Annotated in this window: 14 protein-coding genes and 1 pseudogene; 8 read left to right on the forward strand and 7 right to left on the reverse strand. The window is 67.9% G+C overall.

Annotated features, from left to right (window positions below; all coding sequences use genetic code 11):
- Nucleotides 1-247: 247 nt before the first annotated feature.
- Nucleotides 248-478 (forward strand): annotated as a pseudogene (locus OG385_RS36280) (TetR/AcrR family transcriptional regulator); the annotation flags it as partial.
- Between the two features lie 101 nt (nt 479-579).
- Here OG385_RS36280 and OG385_RS36285 read toward each other — a convergent pair.
- The gene (locus OG385_RS36285) at nt 580-789 is read right to left on the reverse strand and encodes a hypothetical protein (RefSeq protein WP_266862325.1); all 210 of its coding nucleotides are present in this window, start codon (nt 787-789) and stop codon (nt 580-582) included.
- Between the two features lie 174 nt (nt 790-963).
- Between OG385_RS36285 and OG385_RS36290 the strand changes: the two genes are divergently transcribed.
- The 4 genes from OG385_RS36290 to OG385_RS36305 all read left to right on the forward strand — a co-directional run bounded on the left by OG385_RS36290 (nt 964) and on the right by OG385_RS36305 (nt 4,840).
- Nucleotides 964-2,067: a tyrosine-type recombinase/integrase gene (locus OG385_RS36290; RefSeq protein ID WP_266862326.1), complete on the forward strand. Its 1,104-nt coding sequence runs from the start codon at nt 964-966 to the stop codon at nt 2,065-2,067.
- A 17-nt stretch (nt 2,068-2,084) separates the two neighbouring features.
- Nucleotides 2,085-2,429, forward strand: a complete 345-nt coding sequence (locus tag OG385_RS36295; RefSeq protein ID WP_266862498.1) for a helix-turn-helix transcriptional regulator — start codon at nt 2,085-2,087, stop codon at nt 2,427-2,429.
- Nucleotides 2,426-3,949: a hypothetical protein gene (locus OG385_RS36300; RefSeq protein WP_266862327.1), complete on the forward strand. Its 1,524-nt coding sequence runs from the start codon at nt 2,426-2,428 to the stop codon at nt 3,947-3,949. The genes OG385_RS36295 and OG385_RS36300 overlap by 4 nt, the downstream gene beginning before the upstream one ends.
- A 129-nt stretch (nt 3,950-4,078) precedes the next feature.
- On the forward strand, nt 4,079-4,840 hold the full coding sequence (locus OG385_RS36305) for a hypothetical protein (protein ID WP_266862328.1): 762 nt from the start codon (nt 4,079-4,081) through the stop codon (nt 4,838-4,840).
- Between the two features lie 61 nt (nt 4,841-4,901).
- Here the strand turns inward: OG385_RS36305 and OG385_RS36310 are convergent, their stop codons facing one another.
- Entirely contained in the window at nt 4,902-5,747 is an 846-nt protein-coding gene (locus OG385_RS36310) for an aminoglycoside phosphotransferase (RefSeq protein ID WP_266862329.1), read from the reverse strand.
- Between the two features lie 123 nt (nt 5,748-5,870).
- Between OG385_RS36310 and OG385_RS36315 the strand changes: the two genes are divergently transcribed.
- A complete protein-coding gene (locus OG385_RS36315) occupies nt 5,871-6,227 on the forward strand; it encodes a hypothetical protein (RefSeq protein WP_266862331.1) in 357 nt (118 codons plus the stop codon).
- 589 nt (nt 6,228-6,816) lie between these two features.
- On the opposite strand, the gene OG385_RS36320 is transcribed toward OG385_RS36315, so the two are convergent.
- The 4 genes from OG385_RS36320 to OG385_RS36335 form a co-directional block, all read right to left on the reverse strand.
- Complete coding sequence (locus tag OG385_RS36320) at nt 6,817-7,572, reverse strand: SDR family NAD(P)-dependent oxidoreductase (RefSeq protein WP_266862333.1); 756 nt, start codon at nt 7,570-7,572, stop codon at nt 6,817-6,819.
- Nucleotides 7,573-7,763: 191 nt separating this feature from the next.
- Complete coding sequence (locus tag OG385_RS36325) at nt 7,764-8,414, reverse strand: hemerythrin domain-containing protein (RefSeq protein ID WP_266862335.1); 651 nt, start codon at nt 8,412-8,414, stop codon at nt 7,764-7,766.
- On the reverse strand, nt 8,411-9,277 hold the full coding sequence (locus OG385_RS36330; RefSeq protein ID WP_266862336.1) for an SDR family oxidoreductase: 867 nt from the start codon (nt 9,275-9,277) through the stop codon (nt 8,411-8,413). Before OG385_RS36330 ends, OG385_RS36325 begins: the two co-directional genes overlap by 4 nt.
- A gap of 91 nt (nt 9,278-9,368) precedes the next feature.
- Nucleotides 9,369-10,142 (reverse strand): SDR family NAD(P)-dependent oxidoreductase, encoded by a 774-nt coding sequence (locus OG385_RS36335; RefSeq protein ID WP_266862337.1) that lies wholly within the window; start codon nt 10,140-10,142, stop codon nt 9,369-9,371.
- A gap of 333 nt (nt 10,143-10,475) precedes the next feature.
- On the opposite strand from OG385_RS36335, the gene OG385_RS36340 reads away from it, so the two are divergent.
- Entirely contained in the window at nt 10,476-10,919 is a 444-nt protein-coding gene (locus tag OG385_RS36340; RefSeq protein WP_266862339.1) for a MarR family winged helix-turn-helix transcriptional regulator, read from the forward strand.
- Nucleotides 10,920-11,097: 178 nt separating this feature from the next.
- Nucleotides 11,098-12,045 (forward strand): class I SAM-dependent methyltransferase, encoded by a 948-nt coding sequence (locus OG385_RS36345; RefSeq protein ID WP_266862341.1) that lies wholly within the window; start codon nt 11,098-11,100, stop codon nt 12,043-12,045.
- A gap of 486 nt (nt 12,046-12,531) precedes the next feature.
- Here OG385_RS36345 and OG385_RS36350 read toward each other — a convergent pair whose 3' ends face one another.
- Nucleotides 12,532-13,164 (reverse strand): TetR/AcrR family transcriptional regulator, encoded by a 633-nt coding sequence (locus OG385_RS36350; RefSeq protein WP_266862343.1) that lies wholly within the window; start codon nt 13,162-13,164, stop codon nt 12,532-12,534.
- Nucleotides 13,165-13,177 lie beyond the last annotated feature (13 nt).

Here is a 13,177-nt window from a genome sequence, read left to right on the forward strand (position 1 = left end):
GGCATGAGCCGCCGCTGCGGAGGCGGGGACCGGCCCGTATCAGGGCCACTGGACGACGAGTTGAGCGCGTGGTACGCGGTGCGCAGGGAAGGGAGCGATGCGAGCAGGTCGTTGTGGCTCGGGGCGGCCCGCTATGGGGCCGTCTCGTACTCGACGGTCGACCGCCCACTGGGACGACATGCTCCGCGTGGCGGGCTCCCTAGGGACCGCTGCGCGACCCGGACGCGCCAGAGCTGGACGAGGACGACCGGTCGCGCTGGGGCTCGACTGTCATCGGCTGATCCTGGACGCGGCGGCTGATCTTCTTGCCCAGGCCCAGCGGCGGGGAACGGCGCGCGCCGACCTGACCGCCGACGACCTGGTCCAACTTGTCGTCGGGATTGCGCTGTCCACAGCTCGTGGCCACGACGCGCAACAGCCCGACCGGCTGCTCACTCTGGTGCTTGATGCCACGTACGGGACACCACTTCAGAACTAGTGATCGCAGCGATGTCCTCTGCACGTCAGCTTGTACCTGTCGGTGTACATCAGCTCGTACACCGACAGGGAGGGACCACCTCGCCCTGCGAGCGATCTGCCTCACAGTAATGTCGGTGCAATACAACACAGCCGCTGGCTGGCGTCTCGAATGCCGCGTCCGCAGACGGCCAGCTCAATCGCCACACGAACTTCACCGCACACGGCTTCTGCGGACGCAAGCAGGATGTTCATCACCGACGCCATCCGATCCGGCCTGCCACCCCACATCGCCCAGGCCATCGCCGGACATGCCAACATCAACATCACCATGGGCTACCACAACCCTCGGGAATTGCGTCAGACGGGCGAGAGTCCGCAGGTCGCGAGCTCAGGGCGACGGGCTGGTGAACTCCATCGCTACTATGAACTAACAGCCTGAGCAGGCATGTTGCCAGGGAGATCCCGCCTGATGCATGATCTGCCCTCCAGAAGGGATGGTCTGGAGTGGTGCATCAGCAGAAGGTGGCGCTGGCCGGGGCGGCTCAGATGGAGCTCGTGTCCGGCGTGGTCCAACTGCGTCCGGAGGACACGATGTTCGACGCGATGCTGCGAGGCTGGAGGGCTCAGCAGAAGTCGCGAGGATTGAAGGACGAGACGATCGACCCGCGGATGCGGCTGATCCGCCGGTTCCTCGAGTTCGCGAACGAGTACCCGTGGCAGTGGACGCCGGCCCACCTGGACGAGTGGTCGGCCTCGTTGACAGGCGAGAAGCACCTGGCCCCGTCGACGATCCGCAGCTACCAGGGCGACGTCCGACTGTTCACCGAGTTCCTCATCGACGCCCGCTACGGGTGGGGAACGGCCTGCGAGGAAGCCTTCGGCACCCACCCCGTGGCGATCGCCCATGAGTGGAACACCCTCCCTCACCTGCAGGACTACGAGGGGGATCCGGAAGCGAGGCCGTCCACCCGCGAAGAACTGCAGCGGTTCCTCGACTACGCCGACGACCAGGTCGCACGCGCTGTGAAGTCCAAGCGCAAGGGAGCCCTCGCTGCCTACCGCGACGCCACCCTCTTCAAGGTCGTCTACGGGTGGGGGCTGCGACGGACCGAGACGTCCAAGTTGGACGTCGTTGACTTCGGACGCAATCCGAAGGCTCCTCAGTTCGGCCGGTACGGCACACTCAACGTCCGCTACGGCAAGGCGAAGAAGGGCCAACCGCCGCGACGGAGGAACGTGCTGTCGGTGATGGACTGGGCTGTTGAGGCGGTCGCCGACTACGTCGAGAACGTGCGGCCGCGCTTCGGATTCTCCGACCATCCGGCCCTATGGATCACGGAACGCGGCGGACGCCTGCAGCCCGGCTCCATCAACGATCGGTTCGAGGCATACAGAGATGCCCTAAAACTCTCAAAAGACCTAGTCCCTCACTCAATCAGGCATTCGTACGTCACGCATCTGACCGAGGACGGGATCGACCGCCGGTTCATCCAGCAGCAAGTCGGCCACGACTGCGACAGCTCCACCGCCATCTACACGCACGTCAGCAACGACTTCATGAACACTGCCCTGAGCAAGGCCCTGGCCCCGGCGTTCGCTGGCGTCTGACGAGGAAGGACCCGATGATGGCCGCCAAGCTCGACTACCACTGGCACCTGCGCAAGGTGATGGCGGATCGCGGGATGTTCTCCACCACCGACCTCCTCCCGCCGCTGAAGGAACGCGGCATCACGCTGTCCACGAGCCAGGTCTACCGCCTCGTCGTCGAGCGACCGGAGCGACTCAGCCTGAAGATCCTCATGGCCCTGCTGGACATCCTGGACTGCGCAATGGACGACCTCATCGAGCCGATCGCCACGGCCGGGACGGCGAAGAAGCCCAAGAAGGCCGCCGCAGGCGGGACAGCCGCCTCCGAAGGCGTCGGCGATCTGAGGCCAAGGCGGGCCCGGATCACCGGAGTTGAGCGGTGACCGCACCTGCGATCGCCGAGGAAGCTCTCGCCGATCCGGTGGGCCTGATCGTGCGATTGGTCAGCAACGTCGAGACACACCTGAACGCCGACCGCATCCGCGGCGTCGTTTGCAGGCTCGTACGCACACGGGCCGGCCGCCGCAACCTCGCCCAGGACCTGCACGGCAATCCCTCGCTGCTGCGGACCGGTAAGCCGCCCGCGCCGTTCCGCGTCGCCAAGCTGCTGATGGCCCTGCACGAGGCCGGCGCCCAGGACACCGCCCTGCCTCGCTGCGGCGAGTGCGGACGCCCGCGCCCCTACGTCGGCAGCCGCTCGGGCGGACGCTGGGGATGCTCACCCTGCTTCGACACACCCGCCGTCTGCGCGGGCTGCCACCAGCAGCGGCGAGTCGTCAGCCGCGACCGCTACGGTCAGCCTCGATGCGGCAAGTGCCCCGACTCCGACGGCGATCCACTCACAGAACTCACCCAGCTGATCACTGAGCTCGACCCCGCACTCGCCCCGCACACCGTCAGGACCGCTCTCGAGCGGTCCACGAAGCGACCGGCCGGGCAGCGCCGACTGGCCTGGGCCGTGATCGACCGCCCCGAGCTGCTGACCAGCGTCGGACACGAGGCTTCCACTCCGGCGATGCTGCGGTTCATCGCCGAACTTGTCGCCGCGGGCGCCACCGCCGTCGTCAAGCCAGCCTGCCCGCGCTGCCACGGGGTGAAGGCGCTGTCGAAGCTCTTGGACGGCCAGCGGATCTGCCGGGCCTGCTTCGCCAGGCACGCGGCCGTCCCCTGCGCACGCTGCGGCTCCGTCCGTGAACCCGCCACCCGCGATGCCGCCGGTCAGCCGCTGTGTCCCAACTGCCTGATCCGCGACCCGGTCAACCTGGAAATCTGCGTCGGCTGCGGGCGCCGTCAGCCGGTCGCCGTCCGGCTCGCCGACGGCATCCGCTGCAACAACTGCAGGCCGAAGGAGGTCAGAGAGTGCGCTCACTGCGGCCGCACCGCCCCTTGCGAGCTCTCCCGGGCCACCGGGCAGCCCTGGTGCGAACGCTGCCAGCAACGTTGGGTGACCTGCAGCGGCTGCGGCACCGTCGCCCAGGCCCGCGGCGGCACCTGGGAGAAACCGTTGTGCGCGAAGTGCACCAACCCCGACCCCGGTTTCTGGGGACGCTGCCCCGTCTGCGCGACCACCTGGCAACTCAGCCCTCGGCCCTGCCAGCGATGCGTCCTGGACCAGAAGATCCGCGACCTCCTCGGTGACGGCACCGGGACGATCGGGCCCGAACTCGCGGCCTTCCACGCGGCATTGACGGGCGCCGAGCGTCCTGACGTCGCCTTGGCCTGGATCTCCCGAGAAAAGGCCCGGGACCTGCTGGAACGCATAGGCCGCGATGAGCGTCCCGTCACCCACGACCTCCTCGACGAACTTCCGCCGGGCAAAGTGCTGGCCCACCTTCGCAGCGTCCTCGTCGCGACGGGTGCCCTACCGCCACGCGACGAACGGCTCGTCGCTCTGGAGAAATGAATCACCACCACCGTCCAGGCCCGCACGGACCTCGCCGAACGCCGTAGCCTGCACGGCTACGCGGTCTGGCACCACCTGCGCCGACTCCGCCGCCGAGTCGATGAACAGCACACCACGCAACTGCAGGACATGAACGTGCGCTGCCACGTCACCGCGGCCGACAACTTCCTCGCCTGGCTCGCCGGCGAAGGTCTCACCCTGGGCGCCTGCACACAAGCCGACCTGGAACGCTGGATGACCGATCTCGCCTTCCGCTACCGCGACGAGACCGGCCACTTCGTCCGCTGGTCCGTACAGCACCGCCATGCCCACGGCCTCACCTGCAGCGCCGTCCGCTGGACCGGCCCACAGGGAACCATCGACAGCGAGAAACGCTGGGCCGACGCACGCCGCCTCCTCAACGACGACACACTGCCCACCACAGACCGCGTCGCCGGACTGCTGCTAATCCTCTACGCACAGAAGATCTCCACCATCAGCCAACTCACCGTCGAGGACGTCGACATCACCGGCGAGACCGTCGCGATCACCTTCGGAACCTCGCCCGTCATCCTTCCGATGCCGCTGGGCGCCCTGGTCCGCGAGCTCATCGCGACCCGACGCGGCAAGGCCAAGATCGGCACTCCGGACGACGCCCCTTGGCTCTTCCCCGGAGGACAACCAGGCCGTCCACTCAGCGACAGTCAGATCGGTCTGCGACTGCACAAGATCGGCATTCGCCCCCAACAGGACCGCTCCACAGCCCTGTTCACCCTCGCCTCCGAACTGCCCGCCGCCATCCTCGCCCGGATGCTCGGCGTCCACATCCAAGTCGCCGTCCAATGGCAGAAGGCATCAGCCGGCGACTGGGCCGCCTACGCCGCCGATGTTAGCCAGAGAGGAAGACCATAACCGAGGCGTTCCGAGGGTTCCGATACTCCGAGCTCGTTCAGCCGGAAACCACCCGAGAGGACTACCCCTGAAGCGCTGCCAACGTCCTTACCACAACGTCGGTTGCCCTTACATACCGCTCTGGCTCACCAGGCTGAGCCCGCCCCAACGGTCCTGCGCTCTCGCTGTGTGCGACGAGCCTGAAGATCAGTGCACGAATCAGCATCTGCTGCCAGTCAGGATGATCGCTGCCACCCGTCAGCAGGTCGGACGGAAGATCGAACCACAGCAGACCATCTGCGACCACGATGGCCTCGGCGAACACCGGAGGCCGCCAATACGGCGAAAAGTCAATCACAGCAGGCACTTCGTCCGCAGCGAAGAGCACATTGCCGGTGAGATCGCCGTGGATGAGCTGAGCTGCGTCCTGCTTCACCGGGCGCCTCAACTCCAGCAGAGTCGAGAACGGCGCGGCGAGGTCCTGGATCACGTCGATGTCCTGTTCGTTCCACGCAACCCGGTCGGCCACGGCCCAAGGGTGGGTATGCCGATCAAGGAAGTCGGGCCGGGGCATCTGTCGCAGGGCGGCATGGAAGGCACGGCCAGCACTAAGCACACCAGTCCAGTGCTCCTGCGGACCAGACTCACCGGTCAGGAACTCGCTGGCCGTCCAGCCGTCCACGATGCTCCGCCCGCCGACGGCCCGGAGCGGCAACGGGACGCGGAAGCCACTGCCCGGTGCCAGCGTCTCGAATAGGGAAGCAGCCCACTCGGCCCCGTCCTCAGCTCCCTCCGCAGGCTTGAACACAAACCCACCGACGAGAACGCTTCGCCCTTGCCCGCCAATCAGCGGGACAGGAGTGCCCTTCACGCCGAAGGCATCGAGGACGGCAGGGGGCGGGACGGCGTTGCTCGGCAGCTCAGTCACGCCGGGCATCCTGCCAACACCGCCTTGCCCAGTGCACCTTCTTTTCGCCCAGCACCGGCCTTCACACCGGCTCGCACAACTCTTCCGGGTGAAGTGCAGAGAAGTCAGCCAGAGAGGAAGATCGTGACCGGGGTATTCCGAGAGTTCCAATACCCGACTGCACCATTAGCCGTCTACCCCAACGAGACCATCGAGGCCCACCGCGCCTTCATCTCCCGCCGCCGAGCACTGCGCCCGGCCGAGGAGTACCGCGCCCCCACCGACGCCGAATGGGAAGACTTCCTGGGCCACTTCGAACGCCGCAAACTCTCCGTCGGCACCTGCGCCCGGGCGTACGGCACCGCCTGTATTCACGAACACGCCTGCGTCCGCTGCTCCCTGCTCCGTCCCGACCCGGGACAGCGAGACCGCGTGGTGGAAATCCGCGACAACCTCATCGTCCGGATCACCGAAGCTGAACGTGAAGGATGGCTCGGCTAAACCCGCGGCGCTCGGCGCGCCAGGATCCACTTTGGCGAAGGCGTCCCGCAAGCTCCACTCGCCCGGAGCCCGGTACCGGCTGGCGAACGGGTCGAAGGGGCAGCCCAGACGGGCCAGCGCCTCCTGATCACACTGACGGGCCCATTCCGCGATCGGACCCAGAGAGTTGTGTCCAGCCGCCGTCATTTGCGCACACCCCGATCGCAAGCAGCGTGGCCAGCCGGTATCGGACGTCCCGCGGATCACGCGGGTCGGGCACCTTGGCCAGCGCCAGGAGCAGTCCATCCGCCGACACCTTCCCGACCGCATCGGTGGACGAGCAGGGAGACGTGCCCAGGGATACGGACATGAGCGAGGGTGGAACGAATAGCACGGCAGCCTTGCTGATCTGGGAGCGTAGAGAACTCCATCATCCCCAAGAGCCGTGCTCGTCTCATTCCCGGGCTTCGGTGATCAACCGGTCAAACTAGGAGCGACGGGATCCCCCCCCGGGGGCCCTGGGGGGGTGTACCAGTCCAGGGCACGCGGGGGAGGGATTCGCGATACCCGGCTGGCCCGTGACGGCGCCCGCTGTGCGGAGGTGCCGTGGTCAGATGGCGGTGCGGCCGCCGTCGACGTTGAGGATCGTGCCGGTGATGTAGCTGGACTTGTCCGTGGTCAGGTACACGATGGCGTCGGCGATCTCGCTGGCGTCGGCGACGTAGCCCAACGGGGCCTGCTTTCCGAGCTCGTCGAGGCCGTCGCCCATGGCGTCGACGACTTTCCGGGTGCTGGTGGTTCCGGGGCTGACCGCGTTGACACGGACACCGGCCGGGCCGAACTCCGCGGCCCAGGACTTGGTGAGCAGGTTCAGTGCGGCCTTGGTCGCGCCGTAGACCGCCATGCCCGGAACGGCGAACTGGCCAACCATCGTCGAGGTGTTGACGATCACGCCCTTGCCGCGAGCGGCCATCCTCGGCGCGAGCTCTGCGACGAGGAAGAAGTGTCCCTTGAGGTTCGTGTTGAACATCATCTCCCAGTTCTCCTCCAGAGTCTCCGCCGTCGGGCCGAACACCGCCGTCCCGGCGTTATTGATCAGGATGTCGATCTGGCCCCCGGAGGTCTCCAGTGCCCGTTTGGCCAACTCGCGGGCCGACACCGCGCCGCTGAGTTCAGCGCGAACGTAATCGGCCTTGCCGCCGGCCGCGCGGATCGCGGCGACGACGCCGTCTCCGAGTTCCTGGCGACGGCCGACCACGATCACGTGTGCCCCGTGCTTGGCGAGTTGCTTGGCCGTAGCCTCGCCGATCCCGCTGGTCGAACCGGTCACGAGGGCCGTGCGCCCCGCAAGGTCCTGCTCTGTCATTGCCTCTCCTCGTTGAGATGCCGTTGAGGGTTGGGTGGGCCCGTGAGCGTTTGCGTTTTGGTCTTGAGGGTGTTCCGTAGGGTCGACGCGTTGGTTTGCTGGTGCGCTGGTGGTGTTGCGGGCGATCGGCACCACGGTCAGTGCGGGGGCTCGGTGGTGCGGTGTGGTGTGGTGCCGGGTGGTGGGGCGGGTCAGCCGCGGATCTTGCTGGTCTCGCGGGTGAACTGGCGGTGGCCGATCAGCTTGTAGGCCACACGGGCCGGAGCCGGCAGGACCTTCATGAACCTTCGCCGTTCCGCGCCATCGGCTTCCTCGGTGATGTGGCCGAGGATGACCAGCCGCCGTGTGAGGGAGATCGCGCTCATGCCGTGCTTGCCGAGTGCGTCCCATTCGCTCTGCGTCATTGTGACGGCGACGATCGGCAGTATTTCCCGCTCCTCCTCGGCCAGGTGCTCGATCAGTGTCGGCATCATGGCGTCGATGCGAGCGGCCATCCGCTCGCCCACCGCAGCGTCCGCGCTCACCGTCCACGCCGGCAACTCCGCGTCGATGGCCGTGACGGCGTCGTCGACCTGCGCGTGCTGGGCGTCCATCCGGTCCATCAGCTCCGGATCGAGGGCGGCTCGCTCACGCAGCAGCGGAAAGAGCAGCTCGTCCTCGCCGGTGTGGTGCGTGTGGAGGAAAGTCAGCATCTCCCGGGCGTGCGCACCGATGACCTTGGACCGCGCACGGTCACCGGCCGCGGCGCGAAACAACCGCGGAAGGTGCCCGAACTCGCGCCGGAGGACGCGATGGATCAGCACCATCTCGTGCGTGTCGACGCCGGGCGCGGAAGCACTCACCGTGACTCCTCGGCGGCCGCGTTCCGGACAGCTTCACGCGCCGTGATAGCCGGCCGGCCGATGAGCTTGACCAGGTCGTCACTGTCGGTGAACAACTCTCCGCGGGCCAGCCCGGCATCGGCATCAGCCACCGCGGCGGCCATCTCCGGAGGCAGCCCGGCACCCGTCAAAGTCGCGGTGTAGTCGGCGACCGGCATGTCCCGGTAGTCGATGGGGGTGCCCAGGACCTCGCTGAACGTGGCGGCGAGTTCGACCAGCGTGAACGGCGCTCCGCCGAGTTCGTAGGTCGCTCCGAGGTGCCCGTCCTGCGTCAGCACCGCGGCCGCGGCCGCCGCCAGGTCACGTCGGCCGGCCGCACTGACACGCCCGTCGTGCGCACTGCCCAGCAGTGCGTGGTACTGGCTGATCATCGGGAGCTGGTCGGTGTAGTTCTCCAGGTACCACCCGTTACGCAGGATGACGAACGGCGACCCGCTCGCGCGCAGATACTCCTCGGTGCGGCGATGCGCGCCGGCGAGCATCATCTGCGCGGTCGAGGCGTTGAGGATGCTGGTGTACACGATGCGGGAGACACCCGCCCGGCGCGCTGCGTCGATGGCGTTGCGGGCGTTGTCGAACCGCTCACCCACCGTCGTCGTGGAAACCAGCAGCATCGTGTCGGCACCCGCGAAAGCGTCGTCGAGGTTGCCCGGGTCGGCGAAGTCCGCGCGCCGCACAGTGACCCCGTTCCGTGCGAGGTCGGCGAGCTTGCCGGTGTCCCGCCCTGTGGCCACGATCTGCTCCGGCGGCGTTCCGGCGGCGAGTAGTTGATCAACGATGAGCCGGCCGAGATGACCTGAGGCTCCGGTGATGACAGTGGACATGGTTTTTCCCTTCGATAAGTGTTCGGTGTGAGTGCATTACGGCGTGGGCGAATCACCCTGGCGTCATGGCCGAGTGCGATGAGCCGGTGTGTCAGTTCCAGCCGCCGTCGGCTTCGATGGTGGTGCCGGTGATGAAGGACGCGTCCGGGGAGAGCAGAAAGGCGACCACGGCGGCGATTTCGTCAGGCTGGGCCAACCGGCCCAGTGCGCTCATAGAGCGGATGAGCGCGGGAAACGGCACATCGGCCAGTGCGGGGTGGACGTAGTGGGGGGCATAGCCGGCCATGCGAGTGGCGGTGGCGCCGGGGGCGACCGCGTTGATGGCGATGTTCCGCTCGGCCAGCTCGGGAGCGAGATTGCGCACCATGGCCGGAATGGCGGCCTTACTTGCCGCGTACAGGGCGTGCTGACGGACCGCCAGGCGCGCGCTGACCGAGGAGCTGAGCACGATCCGGCCGCCGTCGGTCATCGCGGCCACTGCCGCCTGGGTGACGAACAGCTGCCCGGCCACGTTGGTCTGGAAGAGGCGGTCGAAGTCGGCCTGGGTGATGGTTTCCAGCGCTCCGAAGTGCTCGATCCCGGCATTGCTGACCAGCAGGTCCAGGCCGCCGAACTCGGACACCACCGCGCCAACGAGCTCGTGGGTCTGCGTCCTCTCGCCGATATCGGCCGGGAAGGCCGACGCGGCACACCCGCTGTCGCGGAGTTCGCCGACGAGCGCCTCGGCCGCCTCCTGATCGGATCGGTAGTTGACCGCGACCGTGGCCCCCTGGGCGGCGAGCTTCCGCACGATCGCGGCGCCGATTCCGCTGCTGCCTCCGGTGACCAGGACCCGCTTGCCTGCCAGGCTCGATGTCGATGTCATCGCGCTACCTGCGCCCTCTCTGTGTTCTCCGGGTTCTCCGGATGTGAACTGACGGATGTGCACAGTCCTTGGGTCGCACCGCCCGTCCCTTCGTCGAGCAGCCACTCAACTAGTCAGGAACATTGACTACTGTACTCATACGGCAGCGCCGACGGCAACAGCGGCCGGCATGAGGTCGCCGAGGGACGGACGGCACTGTGCGGAACCCGGCGCGATTGGAGCCGCACGCGCGTCATCACGGCCGGGGCCGACGGCGATCCGGATCCGGCCCGGCGGCATTGACGTAGGGTGTGAACCTCGCGGGATCAGGTGGGCGACGGAGCCGAGAGCGGTATGGGCGACGAGCAGCGGGTTGATCTAGGGACGTCATTGTTCATCCCGTACCGGTACACCGAGGACCGGATGTTCCGGGCCCTGCAGGATGCCGGGTTCGACGACTGGACCCTCGCCCAGTGCCGGGTGTTCCAACGCGTCGCCCCGGACGGTTCGCGCCTCACGGACCTCGCTGACCAGGCGCAAATGAGCAAGCAGAGTGCCGGGGTGCTGGTCGATCAACTGGAACGCCTGGGCTATGTCCGCCGGGTCCCCGACCCTACGGACGGCCGCGCCCGGTTGATCGTGATCGAGGAACGCGGCCGGAGGGCGGTCGAGGTGGCCTCAGCGACACTCGACGAGATCCTCTCGGAGTGGAAGGCCTACCTGGGCACGCGCAACTTCACGTTGCTGCACCAGATCCTGGATCAACTCCGCGAGATCACCGACCCCTACGCGCGGTAGACCCGGCCACGCCGAGCCGTCCCGCCCCGATTCCCGTTCACCCCGAGCCGCCAGGGCGGCGGGCGCCGACAAGCTTTGACTCCACCGTGATGTAGTCAGCTTGTTTGACTTATTCGTCAGTTATTCTGACGGTAGGGCGCGTGGCTGCCAGCGAGGTCTTTCAAACAAGGAGTGAGGCATGAGCGACACCATCGAGCAGAGCGATCCGGTGGCCCTACTGGAAGGTCAGGTGTGGGCGCTGGCCGCAGTGGTCGCGACCTTGCGGGAGGCCGGGACGAGCTCACTGGAGGAGGCCCTGGCGGCGGACCCGGCGCGTACCGCGGTGCTGGAAGCGGTCGGCGTCGTGCGACGGGACGGGGAGAAGGTGATAGCCGCCCCCGTGTTGCAGCTCGGTCCCGCCTCCTCCAACATGGCGTCCGCCCGGCTCAGTTCGATGCGGCAGGCGGTCGCCGCCGCCGGCGGCGAGGCCGTGACGGGGTGGGACGGGCAGAGCGACAACGTACTGCTCGATCAGGGACGCGCCTCCGCGGGCACCGGGCACGCGCTCGCCACGCGTCTCGTGCCCTCCCTGCCGGGACTCGCCGGCCGACTCGCCACCGCGGGCAGCCGCATTCTGGACATCGGCACCGGGACCGGCGCGCTCGCCCTCGCGCTGGCCCAGGACCTGCCCCACGTCCATGTGACCGGGATCGACAGCCTGGAGCGAGCGATCCGGCTGGCCGGCCAGGAATTGGACAAGGCTGGACCCGCATCCGCCGACCGAGTCGAGGTGCGGCATCAGGACGCTGTCGATCTGCGCGAACGGGATGTCTACGACCTGATCTGGTTGCCCGCACCTTTCCTGTCCGACGACGCGCTGAACGCCTGCCTCCCTCACGTGACGGCTGCCCTCACGGACGGAGGATGGCTGGTGGCCGGCACCAACCCGGCACCGCCCGAGCCGCTGCTCGCAGCCGTCGCCGACTGGACTGCGGCGCGCAACGGCGGCAGTGCGCTGACCTCGCACCGGATGAAACAGGCGCTGAGCGACCTGGGGTTCCAGGACCTGCGCCAGATCCCCACGGCGCCCGGCGGCCCGGTACTCGTGGCCGGCCGCCGCCCGGAGCACGCCGCGTCCGTGTCGTAACCAAGCGGTCGAGTGGTGACCGACACCCCGCGGCGCTTCCGCCGAAGGGGGTGCCGCGTCCACGTTTCCGCCGCTTCAGGGCCGTTCCTCATTTTGGTGGTCGCGGAGTGGTCCTTACCCAAGGCTTCGGGAGGACCACTCCGCGATCCCGGTTCATCGTGCTGCCCTGGCCGCTGACTCACCGAGGGCGTTCGGGGAGAAACTGGTGCTCGTCCGCGTTTCGTCCGTGCCCCGCGACGGAGCGGTTCCACGACGAGCACCTGGTGTGCACCGACCGTCTTGCCCGGCTGACGGCATGACCAGAGCCTCCCGTGCTGAAGGCGCCAGATGCCACGCGTCCCCCACCTGGTGGCGCAGACACCACCAAGGACCCAGAACCCACACTCTTTCGGATCGACAGCACGTCGACCGGCGACCGGACCCGACATGCCCCAGCCTGCGGAGGGTGTCGTTTCTGCGCGAATCGGGCAGAAACGAACTGCACGTTCAGGCCGGCGGTATGGCGTGGTCGTGAATGTGGGTGATCACGGCGTCCAGGGCCGCTTCGAGGGCCTCGGTGGTGTGCTGTGCTTGCGCGAGGACAAGCCCGCCCTGTACTGCCGCCAACAAGGCGAGGGACAGCGTGGTCGCGTCGGTCTCCGGCCGCAGGGAGCCGTTGTCGACCATGGCGGCCAGGCCGGCGCGGATCGCTTCGGACCACTCGGTGAAGCTGGCGGCCAGAGCGTCGCGCGCCCACGGATGGTCGTCGGACAGCTCGCTGGACAGGGTGCCCAGCGGGCAGCCCCCGGCCCCGTTCTGCCGGCGGGCGGCGTCGACCACCACCTCGCGCCATGACCGCAGCGCCTCGATGCTGTCGAGCCTGGCCAGCAGCGGTGCTTGGTGGGACAGGATCGCCTCGGACTGGAATGTGATGACCGCGCGGGTGAGGTCGTCCTTGTCGGCGAAGTAGTGATAGATCTGCGACGAGCTGACGCCGGCGGCATCGCGGACAGCGGGGGTGCTGGTGCCCGCCACGCCGCGGCGGTACATGAGGTCGGCCGCGGCCGCGACGATCCGCTCGCGCGTCGCACGCCCCTTCCGTGTGCTGGGCTCCTCCTGCGGCGCTGCGCGTGTCGGCATTGAACCCCCTCAA

The sequence above is a fragment of the Streptomyces sp. NBC_01306 genome (genome assembly GCF_026340465.1).
Lineage (GTDB): Bacteria > Actinomycetota > Actinomycetes > Streptomycetales > Streptomycetaceae > Streptomyces.

Coding starts and splice junctions, on each gene's coding strand:
- OG385_RS36285 (WP_266862325.1), bottom strand. CDS start 789: ATGGTGATGTTGATGTTGGCATGTCCGGCGATGGCCTGGGCGATGTGG.
- OG385_RS36295 (WP_266862498.1), top strand. CDS start 2,085: ATGGCCGCCAAGCTCGACTACCACTGGCACCTGCGCAAGGTGATGGCG.
- OG385_RS36305 (WP_266862328.1), top strand. CDS start 4,079: ATGAACGTGCGCTGCCACGTCACCGCGGCCGACAACTTCCTCGCCTGG.
- OG385_RS36320 (WP_266862333.1), bottom strand. CDS start 7,572: ATGACAGAGCAGGACCTTGCGGGGCGCACGGCCCTCGTGACCGGTTCG.
- OG385_RS36330 (WP_266862336.1), bottom strand. CDS start 9,277: ATGTCCACTGTCATCACCGGAGCCTCAGGTCATCTCGGCCGGCTCATC.
- OG385_RS36335 (WP_266862337.1), bottom strand. CDS start 10,142: ATGACATCGACATCGAGCCTGGCAGGCAAGCGGGTCCTGGTCACCGGA.
- OG385_RS36340 (WP_266862339.1), top strand. CDS start 10,476: ATGGGCGACGAGCAGCGGGTTGATCTAGGGACGTCATTGTTCATCCCG.
- OG385_RS36345 (WP_266862341.1), top strand. CDS start 11,098: ATGAGCGACACCATCGAGCAGAGCGATCCGGTGGCCCTACTGGAAGGT.
- OG385_RS36350 (WP_266862343.1), bottom strand. CDS start 13,164: ATGCCGACACGCGCAGCGCCGCAGGAGGAGCCCAGCACACGGAAGGGG.